The sequence below is a fragment of the Mesorhizobium sp. BR-1-1-10 genome (assembly GCF_020165595.1).
GTDB classification, from domain to species: domain Bacteria; phylum Pseudomonadota; class Alphaproteobacteria; order Rhizobiales; family Rhizobiaceae; genus Mesorhizobium; species Mesorhizobium australicum.
The window spans coordinates 53,664-73,198 of sequence record NZ_JAIUIL010000015.1 but is presented as its reverse complement, the minus strand read 5'-3'; the positions used below and the strand labels follow the sequence as shown (position 1 = coordinate 73,198).

The window sequence follows — 19,535 nt, the reverse complement described above, 5'->3', positions numbered from 1 at the left end:
GAAATTGCTGTCTTGTGAGAAAAGACCCGAGCATATAGGCGGAGGTTAACAGCTCGTTACCTTAGCAACTGCTTTAAAACCAAGTAATCAAGCAACGGTGTGGCCGACGCCTCATCTAATCTTGGCGTTAAGCTTCCCCACCCGGGCCTGCAATGGGGTCACCTGCCGGTATTTTTTCATCACGGTGGTAAAATGGCTCTGGCTTGAAAATCCACTGGAATGAGCGATGTCGGCGATCGTCATGCGGCTGTCGGCAAGCAGCCTTTCGGCGAGGTCCAGCCGCAGGTCGAGAACATATTGATGCGGCGGCACGCCGAACGTCCTGGCAAACGCCCGCACGAAATGAGAAGGCGACAACCCGCACACCGCGGCCATCTCGGCAAGCGCCAGCTTGCGGGTGAAGTTCTCGTGCAGGAAGTCTTGCACCTTGCGTGCGGCGCGGGGAGAAAGCCCGCCTTTTGCAGTGAGCGCCGGCTGCCGCGCCGAATTGATTCGAGAAACTGACCCGGGGAAACCATCATCGCCCGGCATTCTTCGGCCTCCTGATAAGTTCCAGATAAAGTTCAACCCGAGGCCTCCCTGGCCGTTCCCGCGAAAAACAATTCGTGATTGTGCGACGCGGGCCGGCGTCGTCGTCAGGTCCGTTCATGTGAACGATCCGTCCGGGTGGCGAATGATGCGCAGGCTGCATGGGCGCAAGCACGATCCCTGCGGAGTACTCCTTGGCCGGGAATGTCTGCGAGCCGGGCCCGCGAACGGAATAAATCACGCTTCCTTGCGCTGTCGCCCCGTGCGGACCTGCACTTTCAGGAATGATGTCCAGGATGTATCGAGCTGTCCGGTCCCGATCGATGCCTCGGGAAACGCCGCTTTCCCGTGCCTCGTCCGCATTTTTCATTGGCACTGCCTCAGCCGTCTCGACGACGCCTCAAATCCCCTTTCCGGCCCCGAAGACAGCGTAACGCAGCCATCTTCGCTTGGGAAGAACTCCCACGTGCAAAGAAAAATCTTTATTCGAGAAAAGAAACAAGGAATGGCGGCGAATGGGAGTTGCCGAGCGTTTCATTTTCGCTCGGCGCGAGGTCTTCGCCATCCAGGAGTTCGCCAATCGGTGCTGACACGCCCGGTCGCGCGATTCTGTGTTCTCGTCAACCGCTGACGGCAGGTGCCTGGCGCAGCCTGCGCTGATTGATGGCTTGCCCGCGAGGTCGAGCAGGGAGCCGCCGTTCGGAGCCGGTGATTGGCAGTCCGCTGCTATAGATCACCGCGCCGGTTCTCGTACAGATCCCAGGCGAGTTCCACGAAAGCCAGAAGAACATCGTCCCGCTTCCAGCCGGCCGCCACCGCAGCCTGGACGATCTCATCGACGAGAGGCAGCAACTGGTCCTGGCAATCGGCCGGCGCATCGCCGTCGCCCACTGGTGGCCCCTCGAAGTTGAACGTCATCATTCGGCGCCCCCCTCGCCATCAACCGAAGTGTTACATCGCTAATTTCATTCCCTCTGATATACAATGGATGCGGTACCAAAGTACAGGAATCCTCGATGACCAAAGCAGCGCGGGACGACGCCGGATCGCACCGGCTCTATGCTTTCCCACGCGGTGAGGCTGGGCTCTCTCAGGTGGAATTTATCGCAGGTTGATCGAGCCAACTGCTCAATCCTCAAACGAACGTTCCCACCAGCAGGAGAGCCACGCTTGGCGGCCGAGGCTCTCGCGACCAGCGGCGGCCTGCCGTGCTCGCGACGGCGAGGCCGTCAAGGCCGCGGTCCGCGCCGATATCGACGCCGCTTTCAGCGTCCTGGTTGGCCTGCTCAAATAACCGTGCGCCGCTGTTCTCGCACATGCAGAGACGTGGATACGGCCGGCTGCATTGCCTTATGCGGGCGCTCGCTGGATAGTCCCGGCAATGTTCGAGACCCTGGCGATTCACTGGCCCCAAATACTGGCGATCATCTCGGTGGTGATGGCGACCATCGGCATTGCCCATGCTGTCATGACCAAGGAGGACGTCCGCGCCGCCACCGGCTGGGTCGGCATCATGGTGCTGTCGCCGATCCTCGGCGTGCTGATCTATGCCGTGGCCGGCATCAATCGCATCCGCCGCGCCACGATCAGCGCCCAGCGCCCGCTCGCCGATGGCCTGGTGTCGGCCAAGCATGAACGCGACGTCGCCCTCGAAGAGGCGTTGATCATCGAACGCTATGGACAGCGGTTCACCGGCCTCAGGACGCTGGGCGACAGGGTGGCGCGGCGAACGCTCAACCCGGGAAATGCAATCGAGGTGCTGGAAAGCGGCGACGAGGCCTACCCGGCCATGTGCGCGGCGATCGACGGGGCCGAGCGCAGCGTCCTGCTCGAGACCTATATTTTCGACAACGACGCCGTCGGCCTGCTTTTCGTCGAAGCGCTGGCCGGCGCCGTCCAGCGCGGCGTCACCGTCCGTGTGCTGATCGATGCCGTCGGCGCACGATACTCCGTCCCCAGCATCCTGGGGCATCTGCGCCGCGCCAACATCACGGCGGATGTCTTCAACGGCAACATCGTCATGGGCCTGCGCCTGCCCTATGCCAACCTGCGGACCCACCGCAAGATCCTGGTGGTCGACGGCACGGTTGCCTTTACCGGCGGCATGAACATCCGCAAGGGTTTTTCGGCGGAGTTCGCCGGGTCGAAAAGCGCCAGGGATACGCATTTCCAGGTCACCGGCCCCGTTGTCGCCGATCTCTTCTCCGTCGCCGCCGAGGACTGGCGCTTTGCCACCAAGGAGGCGCTGAAGGGCGATGCCTGGCGGATCACACCGGTTTCGCCACCCGCCGGCCAGCCGATGCTGGTGCGTGCGGTCGCATCCGGACCGGATGCAAGCAACGAAACCAACCACAAACTGCTGATCGGCGCCTTCTCGGTCGCGCGCAAGTCGATACGGCTGATGTCGCCCTATTTCCTGCCGGACCGGGAATTGATCAGTGCCTTGATCACCGCGGCCAGGCGCGGCGTCGAGATCGATGTCGTGGTGCCGGCGGTGAACAACCTCTTCCTTGTCGATCGCGCCATGACCGCGCAATTCGACCAGATCCTGAAGAATTATTGCCGCATATGGCGCACGGAAGGGCCCTTCGACCATTCCAAGCTGCTTTCGATCGACGGCGCGTGGGCCTATGTCGGGTCCTCCAACCTCGATGCCCGCTCGCTGCGGCTCAACTTCGAGATCGACCTTGAGGTCCTCGACGCGGGTTTTGCCACCGAGATCGAGACCCGGATCGGATCGGCGATCGAAACGGCCGTCCCAGTCACGCTGGCCTCCTTGCGGGCGCGTCCGTTCATCATCCGGCTGTTCGATCGCATGCTCTGGCTGGGATCGCCCTATCTCTAGGAGAAACTATCTCTGGGAAAAAACCTGTCTTTAAGAAAACGACGTGTTTACCGGATAGGGTGTCGCCAACCATGGAACATCGGCTGAAAGACTCTATTTCTAGGTGCATGGTGAGAACAGCAAGGACGATCGGCGCGCGATGCGAATGAACGGGCGCAGCCTGCCGGCCAATATGCTCCTGTCCATTCGCGACCGGCGGATGCGCAAGGCCAACGCCTTCTCGGCGAAGAAGGACGGCGTCACCGGGACGCTGGTCGCCTCCTACAACGTCCACAAATGCATCGGCGTCGACCGCAAGTTCGATCCCGACCGCACCAGCCGCGTCATCCGGGAGATCGCCCCCGACGTCATCGCCCTGCAGGAGGCCGACAATCGTTTCGGCGACCGTGACGGGCTTCTCGACCTGCACCGTCTAGAACTCGAAACCGGCCTCGTGCCGGTGCCCATTTCAGCAACGGGCAAAGGCCATGGCTGGCACGGCAATGTCCTGCTGTTCAAAAGGGGCGTCGTTCGTGACGTGCATCAGATCAGGCTCCCGGGTCTCGAACCGCGCGGCGCGGTGGTCGCGGAAATCGATCTCGACGGAAATCAGTCCTTGCGCATCATCGCGGCCCATCTGGGCCTGCTGCGCCGCTCCCGCTCGCAGCAGGCCCAGGTCGTGCTGGATATCATGAACAGTCCCGACGAGAAGCCGACGCTCCTGCTCGGCGACCTGAACGAATGGCGGCTCGGCAACCGCTCCGCGCTGAACACGCTGCACGCGAGCTTCGGCCCGCAGCCCCCTGCCGTTCCCACCTTCCCGTCCAATCTGCCGCTGCTGGCGCTCGACCGGATCATGGCCAACCGGCACGGCATGATCGGGACCATCGAAGCGCATGACACACCGTTGTCGCGCGTGGCCTCCGACCATCTGCCGCTGACCGCCTTCGTCCATTTGTAATATGCGGCCGATAACGGCTTGATGTCGCCAGCGTCGCAAAGCGTGTGGATTTGAGCGGAACACCCGGTTGTTCCGCGAGTTTATGTGTGTTGAACATGCAGGAGGACAGAATGAGAAAGTTGATTTTGGCTTCGGTGCTGGCGTTTGCCGCGACAGCTGCGGCGATTGCGCCCACGCAGGCTGCCAGCGTGACTATCCAGTCCGACGACGGCAACCAGTATTCCTCGGACGAAGATTCGGGAATCGTCGTGCGCCGTCATCATGAGCGCCGCTACGACAACGAGTATGATGGCGACCAGAGCGTCCAGTATGACAATGGCGGCTACCGCTGGCGTCACCACCGCCATCACCGCTGCCACATCGAGACGGTCGTGCATTGGCGCCACCACCACAGGGTGGTCGAAGACGTTCGCGTCTGCGGCTGATCAACGTCTCCTGCCAAGCAGAGACTTTTCGCCACCAGGCATTCCGGGCATAGCCGCCGACCTCCCAAGGTCGGCGGCTATGCTGCATTGCACAAATTTGCGGCCTTGCTCATAATGCGGGCATGGTCCGAACTTCCCTCGCCGTCCTGGTGATCGACGAAAACCGCATCCGCGCTTCGATAATCGAAGCCGGATTGCGCGAGGCGGGTCATCAGCAGGTCACCGTCATCCATGACGTCTCGGGCATTACGCGCCGCATTGCCGAGATCGAACCCGACGTCATCGTCATCGACCTTGGAAATCCCAACCGCGACATGCTGGAAAACATGTTCCAGCTGTCGCGGGCCGTAAAGCGCCCGATCGCCATGTTCGTCGACCGCTCGGATCAGGCCTCGATCGAGGCCGCGGTCGATGCCGGCGTTTCGGCCTATGTCGTCGACGGGTTGAGGCAGGAGCGCGTCAAGCCGATCCTCGACATGGCGGTGAGCCGCTTCAACGCTTTCTCGCGCATGGCACGTGAACTGGAAGAGGCGCGCAGCGAGCTCGAGAGCCGCAAGGTGATCGACCGCGCCAAGGGCATCTTGATGAAGTCGCGCGGCCTGACCGAAGAGGCCGCCTACACGCTGCTGCGCAAGACCGCGATGAACCAGAACCGCAAGATCGGCGACATCGCCCAAAGCCTGGTGACTGCCGCCGGGCTTCTCGGACCGGCGGAGGACGAATGAGCATGGGCGCCGAGCACCAGATCACCGCCGGCTTCATGCCGCTTTTCGATAGCGCCGTGCTGGTCGCGGCCGGCGAACTGGGCTTTGCCGCGCGCGAAGGCATCGATCTCACCCTGCACCGCGAGACCTCCTGGGCCAACATCCGCGACCGCATCGCCATCGGCCATTTCGACCTCGCGCACATGCTCGGACCGATGCCGCTCGCCTGCAATCTGGGCCTCACTCCGCTCGCCTCCGAGACCATCGTGCCCTTTTCGCTGGGGCTCGGCGGCAACTGCGTCACCATCTCCAACGCCGTCTGGGCCGGCATGGCGGCGCACGGTGCCGTACCCGATCTCGATCCGGCCCGTGCCGGCGCGGCACTTGGCGCCTTCATCCGCGAGCGGGCCGACGCCGGCCGCGACCCACTGCGTTTCGCCGTCGTGCATCCGCATTCCGGGCACAATTATGAACTGCGCTACTGGCTTGCCGCCTGCGGCGTCGATCCATCGCGCGAGATCGAGATCGTCATCGTGCCGCCGCCCTTCATGGCCGACGCGCTGGCCGCCGGCCGCATCGACGGCTATTGCGTCGGCGAGCCCTGGAACAGCGCCGCGGTGGCGGCCGGCACCGGCCATATCGTCACCGTCAAGGCACGGATATGGCGCAACAGCCCGGAGAAGGTGATTGGCGTGCGCAAGGCCTGGGCCGAACAGGTCCCAGAGGCGCTGGCGGCCCTCTTGCGCGCATTGCATCACTCGGCGCGCTGGTGCCAGGATCCGGCGAACCGTGACGAATTGGCCGCGGTGATGGCGCAACGTGGCTTCCTTGGCCTGCCGCCGGCGGTCCAGATGCCGATCCTGACCGGCCATCTCCGGCTGGGCGGCGGGGCCGAGCTGGACATCGACGACTTCTTCGTGCCGTTCAACAAGGCCGCCAACTTTCCCTGGAAAAGCCATTCGCTGTGGTTCTACACGCAGATGGTCCGCTGGGGCCACGTCGCGCACACGCCCGACAATCTCGCCATCGCCCGCGACTGCTACCGCCCAGATCTCTACCGCTCGGCACTGAAGCCACTCGGGGTGGCGCTGCCCGGCGCCAATGCCAAGGTCGAAGGCGCACTCAAGGCCGCGACCGCGGTAGGCGCGACGGGAGCCGGCCTCATGCTCGGACCGGACGGTTTCTTCGATGGCCAGATCTTCGATCCAGACGAGATCGACGCCTATATCGAGAGGCAAAAATCAGCCATCGGGGAAGCCTGATCATTTTAGCGCCATGCTTGTGCATTGCACAAAAATTATGCGCTCGAAAGGTGAGCTGACCAATGTTTGACCTCAGTCGCGACGGATCGGGTCCCCGCATAATGCTCCCATCATCCTGAATCCATTTGTATTTTTCGGCCAGAGGTAAACTGGCACGGTTCCTGCTTTGAAATAAACGAGCCCTTCACGGGCAATGGAACAGGCGTCCAATGGCGGGCGCCACAGGCAAAGCTGCCGCTCAGGTCACTGCGCAATCCCCAGGGATGCGCGAAGCCTGGCCGGCGGCTTTTTTGTTTTTGGCCGAACACGCAATCGACGGCGCTTCAACCGCGCCCAACCGGAGACGACGATGACGAAACGGATCGGAACTGGCACGTCCCTCAAGGATTTCACCCGCCGCGATTTTCTGGCCAGCAGCGCGCTGACGGCAGGACTGTTCCTCGCCGCAAAGACATTGTTTCCCGCCGGCGCTCATGCCGAAGGCAAAGGTCCCGAAGTAACCGGCGCCAAGCTCGGCTTCATTGCGCTGACCGATGCCGCGCCCCTGATCATCGCCAAGGAGAAGGGCCTGTTCGCGAAATTCGGCATGCCTGATGTCGAGGTGCTCAAGCAGGCCTCCTGGGGCGCGACGCGGGACAATCTGATGCTCGGCGGCGAAGCCAACGGCATCGACGGCGCCCACATCCTGACGCCGATGCCTTACCTCATGCACACCGGCAAGGTGACGCAGAACAACCAGCCGCTGCCGATGGCGATCGTCGCCCGCCTCAACTACGACTGCCAGGGCATTTCGGTCGCACAGGAATATGCCGCGACCGGCGTCGGCCTCGATGCCGCCAAGCTGAAGGACGCCTTCGCCGCCAAGAAGGCCGAGGGCAAGGAGGTCAAGGCCGCCATGACCTTCCCGGGCGGCACCCATGATCTGTGGCTGCGCTACTGGCTGGCGGCCGGCGGCATCAACCCGGACAAGGACGTCTCGACCATCGTCGTGCCACCGCCGCAGATGGTGGCCAACATGAAGGTCGGCAATATGGACGTGTTCTGCGTCGGCGAGCCGTGGAACGAACAGCTTGTCCATCAGGGCGTCGGCTTCACCGCCGCCACGACCGGCGAACTCTGGAAGGGCCATCCGGAAAAGGCGCTCGGCCTGCGCGCCGCCTTCATAGAAAAATATCCCAACGCCACCAAGGCGATCGTCATGGCGGTGATGGCGGCACAGCAATGGTGCGACGCCAAGGAAAACAAGGACGAGATGGCCGCCATCATCGGCAAGCGGCAATGGATGAATGTGCCCGTCGCCGACATTATCGGCCGCCTCAAGGGCGACATCAACTACGGCAATGGCCGGGTCGCCAGCGCCACCGACCTCTACATGAAATTCTGGAAGGGCGGCGTCTCCTACCCGTTCAAGAGCCACGACAGCTGGTTCCTCGCCGAAAACATCCGCTGGGGCAAGTTCGCGCCGACCACCGACATCAAGGCGCTGGTCGACCAGGTCAACCGCGAGGATATCTGGCGGGAGGCGGCCAAGGAACTCGGTGTCGCCGCGAGCGACGTCCCAGCCTCGTCCTCGCGCGGCGTCGAGACCTTCTTCGACGGCAAGACTTTCGATCCGGCCAACCCCTCGGCCTATCTCGACAGCCTGACCATCAAGGCATCGGCTTAGTCAGGCCGTTTGTGCCCCAACGCAAACGGCGCCAGCGCCGTTTGGCGCTCAGTACCGCACCAGCACACCACGGAGTATCCCCAGGACATGTCCATCCAAGCCGTCGAGGACACCAAGGTGAAAGCATTCCCGGCCAAGCCAGCCGAGGTGGTCGCCTTCACCGGCAAAGCGCGGCGCCGTATCGATCCGGTGGCGGTCGCCGCCAAGGTGGCCAGCGCTCTCGTCCCGCCCGCCATCGTCATCGCCCTTCTGCTTGTCGTCTGGCAGGTCGCCTGCTCGTCGCCGACGGCAAGCCTGCCGCCGCCGAGCCAGGTGTGGAACGAGGCCTATGACCTGATCGCGCATCCATTCTTCGACAACGGCCCGCAGGATATCGGTCTTGCCTGGCGGGTGCTGATCTCGCTCCAGCGCGTCGCCATCGGCTTCGGCATGGCGGCGGTCGTCGGTGTGGCGCTCGGCGCGCTGGTCGGCCAGTCGATCTGGGCGATGCGCGGCCTCGATCCAGTGTTCCAGATCCTGCGCACCGTGCCGCCGCTCGCCTGGCTGCCGCTGTCGCTCGCCGCCTTCCGCGACTCCAACCCGTCGGCTCTGTTCGTGATCTTCATCACTTCTATCTGGCCGGTCATCATCAACACCGCCGTCGGCGTGCGCAACATCCCGCAGGACTATCGCAATGTCGCCCGCATCCTGCGGCTGAACCAACTCGAATTCTTCATCAAGATCATGGTGCCGGCCGCTGCGCCTTACATCTTCACCGGCCTGCGCATCGGCATCGGCCTGTCCTGGCTCGCCATCGTCGCGGCCGAAATGCTGACCGGCGGCGTCGGCATCGGCTTCTTCATCTGGGACGCGTGGAATTCGTCACGGCTGCCCGACATCATCGTCGCGCTCGCCTATATCGGCGTCACCGGCTTCTGCCTCGACCGCCTGGTCGCGGCGGTCGGCGCCTTTGTCACCCGCGGCACGACGGCAAAGTGAGGAGAGCGCCATGACCGCCTATCTCAAGCTCGACCATATCGACAAATCCTTCGCTCGTGGCAGCCAGGTAAGCGATGTGCTGAGGGACATCCGGCTGACCATCGACAAGGGCGAATTCGTCTCCATCATCGGCCATTCCGGTTGCGGCAAGTCGACCTTGCTCAACCTGATCGCCGGCTTGACCAAGGTTTCCGCCGGCGCGGTGTTGCTGGAGGACAAGGAGGTCGACAGCCCCGGCCCCGAGCGCGCCGTTGTGTTCCAGAACCACTCGCTGCTGCCGTGGCTGACCGTCTACGAGAACATCAATCTGGCGGTGTCGAAAGTCTTCGGCCGCTCGAAGAGCAAGGCCGAGCGGCATGACTGGATCATGCGCAATCTCGACCTCGTGCAGATGGCGCATGCGAGCGACAAGCGGCCGGCCGAAATCTCCGGCGGCATGAAGCAGCGCGTCGGCATTGCCAGGGCGCTTGCCATGGAACCCAAGATCCTGCTGCTCGACGAGCCGTTTGGTGCGCTCGACGCCTTGACGCGGGCCCATCTGCAGGACGCGGTGATGGACATCCATTCCAGGCTGGGTTCGACGATGATCATGATCACCCATGACGTCGACGAGGCGGTGCTGCTGTCCGACCGCATCGTCATGATGACCAACGGCCCGGCGGCGACCATCGGCGAGGTGCTGCCCGTGCCGCTGGCGCGGCCGCGCCGACGCATCGAACTTGCCTCCGACCGGACATTCCTGCGTTGCCGCGAGGCGGTCCTGAAGTTCCTCTACGAACGCCACCGCTTCGTCGAAGCCGCGGAGTAACGCCATGACCGAAAAACTCGTCATCATCGGCAATGGCATGGCGCCCGGGCGCATGCTGGAGCATCTGCTGGAACAGGCGCCGGGCCGCTACGCCGTCACCATCTTCAACGCCGAACCCAGGGTCAATTACGACCGTATCATGCTGTCGCCGGTGCTCTCCGGCGAGAAGGCCTATGAGGAAATCATCATCCATGGCGACGGCTGGTACATCGCCAATGACATCACCCTCTACAAGGGCCACAAGATCATAGCCATCGACCGGCAAGCGAAGACCGTCACCTCCGACCACGGCGTCACCGAGCCTTACGACAAGCTTGTCATCGCCACCGGCTCGGTGCCGTTCATCATCCCGGTGCCTGGCCACAATCTGCCGGGCGTGCTGACCTATCGCGATCTCGACGACGTTCAGGCGATGATGCTCGCCGCCCAGTCGCGCGCCAAGGCCGTCGTCATCGGCGGCGGCCTGCTCGGATTGGAGGCGGCGGCCGGCCTCAACGCGCAAGGCATGGATGTCACCGTGCTGCACGTCATGCCGACGCTGATGGAGCGCCAGCTCGATCCGGCCGCCGGCTACCTCCTGCAGCGCGCGGTGGAGCAGCGCGGCATCAAGGTCATCACCAAGGCCAACACGCAGGCAATCACCGGCAATGGCAGGGTCGAGCAGGTGGAACTCGCCGACGGCACAATCATCCCGGCGACGCTGGTCGTCATGGCGGTGGGCATCAGGCCGAACGCGGCACTGGCCAAGGAAGCCGGCATAGCCGTCAACCGCGGCATCGTCGTCGATGCCGGCATGCGCAGTAACGACCCGAATATCTACGCACTCGGCGAATGCGCCGAGGTGGGCGGCATGGTCTACGGGCTGGTGGCGCCGCTCTATGAGATGGCGCGTGTCGCCGCTCATCAGCTTGCCGGCGACGAGACCGCCGCCTTCGTCCACATGGACACGCCGACCAAGCTCAAGGTCACCGGCATCGACCTCTTCTCGCTCGGCGACTTCGCCGATGGCGATGACCGCCACGAGATCGTGCTGCGCGACGCCTCGGCCGGCGTCTACAAGCGGCTGGTGCTCAGGGATGACCGCATCATCGGCACCGTGCTCTATGGCGAGACATCGGACGGCGCCTGGTTCAACGACCTGAAGAAGAAACAGACCGACATATCGCAAATGCGCGATACGTTGATCTTCGGCCAGTCCTACCAGGGGGGTGCCCCGCTGGACCCTATGGCGGCCGTTGCAGCCTTGCCGGATGATGCGGAAATCTGCGGCTGCAACGGCGTCTGCAAGGGCAAGATCACGGGCGCGATCACGGGCAAGGGCCTGACTTCGCTCGACGACGTGCGCGCCCACACCAAGGCGTCGGCGTCTTGCGGCTCCTGCACCGGGCTGGTCGAAAAGCTGATGGTGCTGACCCTCGGTGACACCTACAACCCGGCCGCGGTGCAGCCCATGTGCTCCTGCACCGTTTTCGGCCATGATGACGTGCGCAGGCTGATCAAGGCCAAGGGGCTGAAGACCATTCCGGCGGTCATGCAGGAGCTGGAGTGGAAGACCTCCTGCGGCTGCGCCAAATGCCGGCCGGCCCTTAACTACTACCTCGTCTGCGATTGGCCGGACGAGTATGCCGACGACTACCAGTCGCGCTTCATCAACGAGCGCGTCCACGCCAACATCCAGAAGGACGGCACCTATTCGGTGGTGCCGCGCATGTGGGGCGGCGTCACCAATGCGGCCGAACTGCGCGCCATCGCCGACGTCGTCGACAAATTCGAGATTCCGATGGTCAAGGTCACCGGCGGCCAGCGCATCGACATGCTGGGCATCCGCAAGGAGGACCTGCCGGCGGTGTGGGCCGATCTCGGCCAGGCCGGCTTCGTTTCGGGCCATGCCTATGCCAAGGGCCTGCGCACGGTGAAGACCTGCGTCGGCTCGGACTGGTGCCGCTTCGGCACGCAGGATTCGACAGGTCTCGGCATCCGCATCGAGAAGTTCATGTGGGGCTCGTGGACGCCGGCCAAGGTCAAGATGGCGGTGTCGGGCTGCCCGAGGAATTGCGCCGAGGCGACCTGCAAGGACGTCGGCGTCATCTGCGTCGATAGCGGTTACGAGATCCATTTCGCCGGCGCCGCCGGGCTCGACATCAAGGGCACGGAAGTGCTCGGCCTGGTCAGGACCGAGGACGAGGCGTTGGAGCATATCGTGGCGCTGACACAGATGTATCGCGAGCAGGGCCGCTATCTCGAACGCATCTACAAATGGGCCAAGCGCATCGGCATCGCCGAGATCAAGCGCCAGATCATGGACGATGGCGAGAAGCGCAAGGCCTATTACGACCGCTTCATCTTTTCGCAGAAGTTCGCCCAGGTCGATCCATGGTCCGAGCGCGTGTCCGGCAAGGACAAGCACGAATTCCGGCCGATGGCGTCGGTCGGGTTTGCGCAAGCGGCGGAGTGATGGCGATGTCAGCGCGAGGCACCCCCCTCTGGCCTGCCGGCCATCTCCCCCGCAAGGGGGGAGATCGGATGTCATATCTGCTTTCGCCAATCTCCAGCGCTGAAGAAAATGCGCCTGCGCTCAAGCTGCCAATCTCCCCCCTTGCGGGGGAGATGTCCGGCAGGACAGAGGGGGGTGCCTTGGCACATTCATATCAAGCAAAGGCACACCTATGACCTGGACATCGATCGGCACCCTCTCCGACATTCCCCGCCGTGGCGCGCGCTGTGTCGCCACCCCGCAAGGCAAGATCGCTGTCTTTCGCACCGCCGACGACCAGGTCTTCGCCATCGAGGACCATTGCCCCCACAGAGGCGGGCCGCTGAGCCAGGGCATCGTGCATGGCGCGGCGGTGACCTGCCCCTTGCACAATTGGGTGATCTCGCTGGAGACGGGTAAGGCGCTTGGCGCCGACGAAGGCGCCGTGCGCACGATTCCCGTGAAGCGGGAGGGCGAGCACCTGTTCGTCGCGCTGGAAGCGCTGGCCAGCCGCGCGGCCTGAACCATGGAGATTGACGCAGCGCGCGAGGTGAGGACCACCTGCCCCTATTGCGGGGTCGGCTGCGGCGTGCTGGCGAAGATCACCGCGGACGGGCAGGTATCTGTCCGCGGCGATCCCGATCATCCCGCGAATTTCGGCCGGCTCTGTTCCAAGGGCTCCGCACTGGCCGAGACGATCGACCTCGACGGCCGGCTGCTCCATCCGCAAATCCACGACCGCCCCGCCGGCTGGAACGAGGCGCTCGACGTCGTCGCCTCGACCTTCCAGCACACCATCGCCGAACATGGCCCCGACGCGGTCGCCTTCTACGTCTCCGGCCAGTTGCTGACCGAGGATTATTATCTCGCCAACAAGCTGATGAAGGGGTTCATTGGCTCGGCCAACATCGACACCAATTCGCGGCTCTGCATGGCTTCGTCGGTTGCCGGCCATCGCCGCGCGTTTGGTTCGGACACTGTGCCGGGAACCTACGAGGATCTGGAGCTGGCCGACCTGATCGTGCTGGTCGGCTCCAATCTCGCCTGGTGCCATCCCGTGCTCTATCAGCGCATCGCGGCTGCCCGGGAAAAGCGGCCCGAGATGAAGATCGTGCTGGTCGATCCGCGCCGTACCATGACATCAGACATCGCAGACATGCATCTGGCGATCGCGCCGGATGGCGACGTTGCCCTGTTCACCGGCCTGCTCGCCTGGCTCGGCCAGCACAATGCGCTCGACCGTGCCTATATCACGGCGCATACGGCCGGATTCGGACAAGCCCTGTTCGCCGCCTCGACGCTGGACCTTGCCGGCGTCGCTGCCGCCACGGGCCTCAGCGAGGACGAACTTAGCCGTTTCTACAGCCTGTTCGCCAGGACGGAAAAGACCGTCACCGTCTACAGCCAGGGCGTCAACCAGTCGTCCCAGGGCACCGACAAGGTCAACGCCATCATCAACTGCCATCTCGCCACCGGCCGCATCGGAAAAGCGGGCGCCGGCCCTTTCTCGGTCACCGGCCAGCCCAACGCCATGGGCGGCCGCGAGGTCGGCGGCATGGCCAACATGCTCGCCGCCCACATGGAGATCGAAAACCCCGGGCATCGCGAACGCGTGCAGCGCTTCTGGAAGGCGCCGGCGATTGCCGGGGAGCCCGGTCTCAAGGCGGTCGAGATGTTCAAGGCGGTGGCCGATGGGCGCATCAAGGCGTTGTGGATCATGGCCACCAACCCGGTCGATTCCATGCCGGATGCAGGGGCAGTCGAGGCGTCGATCAAGGCCTGCCCCTTCGTCGTGGTGTCGGACGTGCTGGCCGAGACCGACACGGTCCGCCACGCCCATGTCCGGCTGCCGGCCACGGCCTGGGGCGAGAAGGACGGCACCGTCACCAATTCCGAGCGCCGCATCTCGCGCCAGAGGCCGTTTTTGGCCGCCCCCGGCGAGGCGCGGCCCGACTGGTGGATCATTGCGGAAGTCGCAAGGCGGATGGGCTTTGGCGAGGCGTTTGCGCATAAGAGCCCGGCGGGGATCTTTGCCGAGCACGCCGCGCTGTCGGGGTTCGAAAATGATGGCGAGCGGGATTTCGACATCAGCGCTTATGCTGCGATCGATGTTGAGGACTACGAAGGATTGGCTCCGTTCCATTGGCCGGCGCCGAGCCCAGGCACCCCCCTCTGGCCTGCCGGCCATCTCCCCCGCAAGGGGGGAGATCGGATGTCATCACGGCCTCCGCAAATAGTCAGCGTTGCAGAAGATGCACCGTCAGCGAAACTGCCGATCTCCCCCCTTGCGGGGGGTGAGGCGTGGTCCGCGAAGCGGACGGAAAGCCAATTGCTTGGCTTTTCGAACGACGAACGCCAGGAGCGACAGCGAAGGGCCGGGTCCGGCAGGCCAGAGGGGGGTGCTCAAGCTCAGCTTCAATCAGAAGGGGGTGCTCAGGCTGGAACTCGCCCAGAGGGGGCCAGTTCGATTGAACGCCAACCAACCCGTTTCTTCGCCGACGGCAACTTCTACACGCCCGACCGCAAGGCCCGCTTCATCGCTCTGCGCCCAACCGTCGAGACCCGCATCACCGCCGCCTTCCCGCTCGTCCTCAACACCGGCCGGATCCGCGACCATTGGCACACCATGACGCGTACCGGCAAAAGCCCGCGCCTGTCCCAGCACATCGCCGAGCCCTTCGTCGAAATCCATCCCGAGGATGCACAACGCCACGGCATTGGCGACGCCGACATCGCGCGCGTTTCGACTCCGCGCGGCGAAGTGCTGGTCCGCGTGCTGGTGACAACGCGCCAGCGCCCGGGCAGCCTGTTCGCCCCGATGCACTGGACCGACCAGTTCGCCGCCAGGGGCCGGCTCGACACGCTGACAGCGTCGCTTGCCGATCCCGTGTCGGGGCAGCCGGCGCTAAAGCATGTCGCCGCCCGCATCGAGAAATTCACCGCTGGGGCCTTTGGCTTTGCCGTGACACGCAAAAGGCCCGTGACGATGGCCGCCGACTACTGGGCGACCGCCAGATGCCGGGGCGGCTGGCGGGTCGAACTGGCCTTTGCCAATGACGATATCGACTGGACGGCCTTCGCCGGCTCTCTCTTCGATGCCGCGGATGCCGAAATGCTCGCCTATCACGACCGCGAGGCCGGCCAGCACCGCATCGCCGCCTTCCAAGGCGAGCATCTGGCGGGTGCCTTGTTCATCGCACCCGGTCCGGTCGCGGTGTCGCGCGGCTGGGCCGCCGAGCAGCTCGGCGAGGTCCACGCCAGCCAGCGCGAACGCTTCAGGATCGTCGCCGGCCGTGCCGGTGCTGAGCGGCCCGATGCCGGCGCGACCGTCTGTTCCTGTTTCAACATCGGGGTGAACCAGATTACCGCGGCCGTGGCGGCCGGCTGCAACAGTGTCGAAGCCATCGGCGCCACGCTGAAGGCAGGTACCAATTGCGGTTCCTGCCGGTCGGAAATCCGCACGATCATCCAGGCCTGTCGGGTTCAGGCGGCCGAGTGAAGGCGTCCGTCCCACCTGGCAAAGTGGCACGGCCTTGCGAAATCGGCGGAACCCGCAAGGGCTTCAACCTGTCCAACGGTTAATTCGACCTGGCTGGGACTCATTTGGTTGATGGAGGTGAAAGATGCCGCCATGGACCAGAAACTGGAAACGCCCTTGACGACCGTTGCGCCACGCTGCGGCTGGATCTCGCCGTTCGGCTAACGATTCGGGAAGGGGTTCTCAAGCCATGGCAAACGAGACGCATGACCGTTGCCGTGGATCTGTGTCTCGGCTGGCCCTGTTCTTCGTAGTTGGTACGTCTGGACACAGATGTCGAAGACTGGAAAATGGGGAACGCAATCTCGCCATGCGAGTTGATTCAAGGCATCGGGAGATCATCGCTGAATCCGCAAGACATAGCCGGCCATCCAGCCTTGCACCGCTACGTTCAGGAACAGTCGCAGTCCCTGATCCGCATCTATGAGGAAAGCCCGCGGCTGGCTTCCGTCTTTGCCACGCAGCAACGCTGGCTGTTGGGCCATGTCGGCCTTGCCATGCACTTCAGGCGCGACCCGAACGACCGCCGCAAGGACCTGACCGTATCGCGTTTCATCGAGGTCGTGCACAAGAACGCCGTGGCCAGCCGCAACACGGCGGACGCCTTCATCAAGGAGATGCTGCACTACAACATCGCCGAGTATGTGGCGGGTGGGGACGGCCGCACGCATCCCCTGCAACCGACGGCGGCGACGATTGAGCGATTCACCGGCTGGGTAACAGCCCATCTGCGCACGCTCGACCATATCGATGGCGGCAACCGGCTGGCCAGGTTCCTGGAGCGGCCCGACATGCTTGCCACGCTGCAGCCGCTGGTGGCTGACGGCTTGCTAGCCTCAAAGCCGGTGCGCGAACCCAACCAGACCTTTTCCCTGTTCATCTGGCTCAACAATGGCGGCATCGTCATGGACTGGCTGATGTCGGGCATCAACCCCGACCATGCCGGGCTGGAGCGAATTCCGACCGGCGTGGTTTCGATCGGCGACTTCGCCAAATGGCTCAAGCTGTCGCGGACCCATCTCAGCCGTAAACTGCGCACGGCGGAGGAACTCGGCAGCATTGGCTGGCTTGGTCAGCGCGGCAATTCGGTGATGTGGGTGTCGCACGGATTCTACGAGGAATACATGATCGTCCAGGCCGCCAAGCTGGCCGTCGTCGACAGCGCCTTTGCAGCGTGTTTTTCCACCGACCGCTGAGTCCCGCCACCTCCCAACTTGTGAAGCTGATGCAGGCCTATTTGAAGCGTCGATCGCGCGGGAGCGGCGCTGGTCAGACTGGTTGCGCCTCTTCGGTATGGCGTGCGCTCCAATGGCGCAGCACGACGGGAACGACAAGCGCCAGGCCGAGCAGCGAGGAATAGAGCTCAGGCGCCACCAGCAGGAGGGCGGCAAATACCAGGAGCACGTTCTCCCATGGGCGCGTGCGCACCAGCAGGTAGCGCGACAGGGCGGCCCCGAGGCAGGTTATACCCAGCACGCAGCCGCCAAAGGCCAGGAAGAAATTCGGCCAGGTGAAGTCCTTTGTCACCAGCAGCAGGGACGGCGAGAAGACGAACACGAAGGGAACCAGCGCCTTGCCCAACCCCAACCGGAAGGCGGTGTTGCCTGTCTTGAACGGGTCCGCTCCCGCCATGCCGGCGGCCGCATAGGCGGCCAACGCTACCGGTGGCGTGATGTCGGCCAGCAGGCCGTAATAGAAAACGAAGAAATGGGCGACGATCGGTTCGGTGCCCAGCATGACCAGCGCGGGTGCCGCGATGGTCACCATGATGATGTAATTGGCCGTCGTCGGGATGCCGCAGCCCATCAGGATGCAGACCACGCCGGTCATGAGCAGGGTGAACAGCAGCGTCAGGCCCTGGGCCGAGAAGATCGACTCGGGGATGAAGGTGCCGAACAGGAGCGACAACTGGCCCGCCGTCGAGGTGACGATGTAGGATAGCTTGAAGCCGACGCCGGTCAGGGTGACGACGCCGACGACGATGCCGACGGTGGCGGCCGCGGCACCGACGGCGAGCGCATATTTGGCGCCGTCGCGCAGGCATACTGCGATGTCGGCAACCGACATGCGACGGCGCGGATTGAGCAAGCCGACGGCGATGCAGAGCGTGATGCCCCAGAAGGCGGCCATGTAGGGCGTGTAGCCCGAGAGCAGGACGCCGATGAGGACGACGAGCGGGATGATCGTCGGCCAGTCCCGCTTCAGCGCCTCGACGACGTCGGGCATCTCGTCCGGCCTGAGCCCTCGGAGGCCGGTGCGCTTGGCCTCGAAATGCACCTGCATGAACACGCCGAAGAAATGCATGAAGGCAGGCACGATGGCGGCCAGAATGATGGTCGTGTAGGGCAGTTCGAGGAATTCTATCATCAGGAAGGCGGCCGCGCCCATGATCGGCGGCGTGACCTGACCGCCGGTCGAGGACGCCGCCTCCACCGCCGCGGCGAAATGTTTCTTGTAGCCGAGCTTGATCATCGCCGGGATGGTCAGCGAGCCGACGGTGACGGTGTTGGCGACCGACGAGCCGGAGATCATGCCGAACAATGCCGAGCCGAAGATCGATACCTTGGCGGGACCGCCGGCGTAGCGGCCGGCGACCCAGGCGGCACAGTCGAGGAAGAGCTGGCCGAGGCCTATGCGGGTTGCGAAGACGCCGAACAGCACGAAATGGAAGACGTAGGTGGCGACGACGCCGAGCGCGATGCCGTAGATTCCCTGCGTCGTCAGATAGAGGTGATCGACAAGCTGGGAAACGGACGCGCCGGGGTGCACCAGAATGCTCGGCATGTACCGCCCAAACAGTGCGTAGGCCATGAAGATGCACGCGATGATCGGCAGCGGGATGCCGACGGAGCGGCGCGTCGCTTCCAGGAGGAGCAGGATCAGGATAACGCCCAACACCACATCGAGCGTCGTGGGGTTGCCGACGCGGAAGGCAAGATCGTCGAGCGGGATCATCGGCACGTGCAGCACGGCCACCACGGCGGCGAGCGCCAGCACCCAGTCGAAAAGCGGTATGCCAAGCGGCCGCAGGAAGCTGGATTGCGCGGGCTGGTCGTAACCCTTCTTCACCAGCGGGAAGACGAGGAAGATCAGCGCCAGCACCATCGACAGATGGATGCCTCGGTGCAGCATCTCCTGCAGCAATCCGAAGCCGGCGGTGTAGTAGTGAAACAGCGACAGCGCCACCAGGAGGAAGCCGACCAGCCAGCCCGCGGCCTGGGTCAATGGCCGGAATCGGATTTCGGAGTCGAATTTCTCCTCCAGTTCGCGAGCCTTCTCCTCATCGAACTCCATCGCGGAAAGCGTGATTTTGTCATCGTCGCTCATGGCCGGTTCCGTGTCCTGAGTTTCCAGGCAAAAGAGGCGGA

15 protein-coding genes are annotated in these 19,535 nt (G+C 63.9%); 12 read left to right on the top strand and 3 right to left on the bottom strand.

Annotation, left to right across the window (positions count from 1 at the left end):
- Positions 1 to 111: 111 nt before the first annotated feature.
- Together LB555_RS26625 and LB555_RS26620 are read right to left on the bottom strand one after the other, a co-directional pair.
- Positions 112 to 531 (bottom strand): AraC family transcriptional regulator, encoded by a 420-nt coding sequence (locus LB555_RS26625; protein ID WP_015315964.1) that lies wholly within the window; start codon positions 529 to 531, stop codon positions 112 to 114.
- A gap of 723 nt (positions 532 to 1,254) precedes the next feature.
- Complete coding sequence (locus LB555_RS26620; RefSeq protein WP_224684148.1) at positions 1,255 to 1,449, bottom strand: hypothetical protein; 195 nt, start codon at positions 1,447 to 1,449, stop codon at positions 1,255 to 1,257.
- A gap of 460 nt (positions 1,450 to 1,909) precedes the next feature.
- Here LB555_RS26620 and LB555_RS26615 point away from each other — a divergent pair, with 460 nt between their 5' ends.
- The 12 genes from LB555_RS26615 (at position 1,910) to LB555_RS26560 (ending at position 17,363) form a co-directional block, all read left to right on the top strand.
- Complete coding sequence (locus LB555_RS26615) at positions 1,910 to 3,373, top strand: phospholipase D-like domain-containing protein (RefSeq protein ID WP_015315962.1); 1,464 nt, start codon at positions 1,910 to 1,912, stop codon at positions 3,371 to 3,373.
- 139 nt (positions 3,374 to 3,512) lie between these two features.
- Positions 3,513 to 4,313, top strand: coding sequence for an endonuclease/exonuclease/phosphatase family protein (locus tag LB555_RS26610; protein WP_140619516.1), 801 nt, complete (start codon positions 3,513 to 3,515; stop codon positions 4,311 to 4,313).
- Between the two features lie 110 nt (positions 4,314 to 4,423).
- Entirely contained in the window at positions 4,424 to 4,738 is a 315-nt protein-coding gene (locus LB555_RS26605) for a hypothetical protein (RefSeq protein WP_224684147.1), read from the top strand.
- Positions 4,739 to 4,860: 122 nt separating this feature from the next.
- Complete coding sequence (locus tag LB555_RS26600) at positions 4,861 to 5,463, top strand: ANTAR domain-containing response regulator (RefSeq protein ID WP_140875303.1); 603 nt, start codon at positions 4,861 to 4,863, stop codon at positions 5,461 to 5,463.
- 2 nt (positions 5,464 to 5,465) lie between these two features.
- Positions 5,466 to 6,704: a CmpA/NrtA family ABC transporter substrate-binding protein gene (locus tag LB555_RS26595; RefSeq protein ID WP_181173978.1), complete on the top strand. Its 1,239-nt coding sequence runs from the start codon at positions 5,466 to 5,468 to the stop codon at positions 6,702 to 6,704.
- A gap of 349 nt (positions 6,705 to 7,053) precedes the next feature.
- A complete protein-coding gene (locus tag LB555_RS26590) occupies positions 7,054 to 8,370 on the top strand; it encodes a CmpA/NrtA family ABC transporter substrate-binding protein (protein ID WP_140875299.1) in 1,317 nt (438 codons plus the stop codon).
- 87 nt (positions 8,371 to 8,457) lie between these two features.
- Positions 8,458 to 9,348 carry a nitrate ABC transporter permease gene (ntrB, locus tag LB555_RS26585; protein WP_140875297.1) on the top strand — a complete coding sequence of 297 codons (891 nt, stop codon included), beginning with the start codon at positions 8,458 to 8,460 and terminating at the stop codon, positions 9,346 to 9,348.
- Between the two features lie 10 nt (positions 9,349 to 9,358).
- Entirely contained in the window at positions 9,359 to 10,156 is a 798-nt protein-coding gene (locus tag LB555_RS26580) for an ABC transporter ATP-binding protein (RefSeq protein ID WP_140875295.1), read from the top strand.
- Positions 10,157 to 10,160: 4 nt separating this feature from the next.
- A complete protein-coding gene (gene nirB / locus LB555_RS26575) occupies positions 10,161 to 12,611 on the top strand; it encodes a nitrite reductase large subunit NirB (RefSeq protein WP_224684146.1) in 2,451 nt (816 codons plus the stop codon).
- 211 nt (positions 12,612 to 12,822) lie between these two features.
- On the top strand, positions 12,823 to 13,152 hold the full coding sequence (nirD, locus tag LB555_RS26570) for a nitrite reductase small subunit NirD (RefSeq protein WP_015315953.1): 330 nt from the start codon (positions 12,823 to 12,825) through the stop codon (positions 13,150 to 13,152).
- Between the two features lie 3 nt (positions 13,153 to 13,155).
- Positions 13,156 to 16,128, top strand: a complete 2,973-nt coding sequence (locus LB555_RS26565) for a nitrate reductase (protein ID WP_224684145.1) — start codon at positions 13,156 to 13,158, stop codon at positions 16,126 to 16,128.
- A 329-nt stretch (positions 16,129 to 16,457) separates the two neighbouring features.
- On the top strand, positions 16,458 to 17,363 hold the full coding sequence (locus tag LB555_RS26560; RefSeq protein WP_224684144.1) for a hypothetical protein: 906 nt from the start codon (positions 16,458 to 16,460) through the stop codon (positions 17,361 to 17,363).
- 73 nt (positions 17,364 to 17,436) lie between these two features.
- On the opposite strand, the gene LB555_RS26555 is transcribed toward LB555_RS26560, so the two are convergent.
- The gene (locus LB555_RS26555) at positions 17,437 to 19,494 is read right to left on the bottom strand and encodes a TRAP transporter permease (protein WP_224684143.1); all 2,058 of its coding nucleotides are present in this window, start codon (positions 19,492 to 19,494) and stop codon (positions 17,437 to 17,439) included.
- Between the last annotated feature and the right edge of the window lie 41 nt (positions 19,495 to 19,535).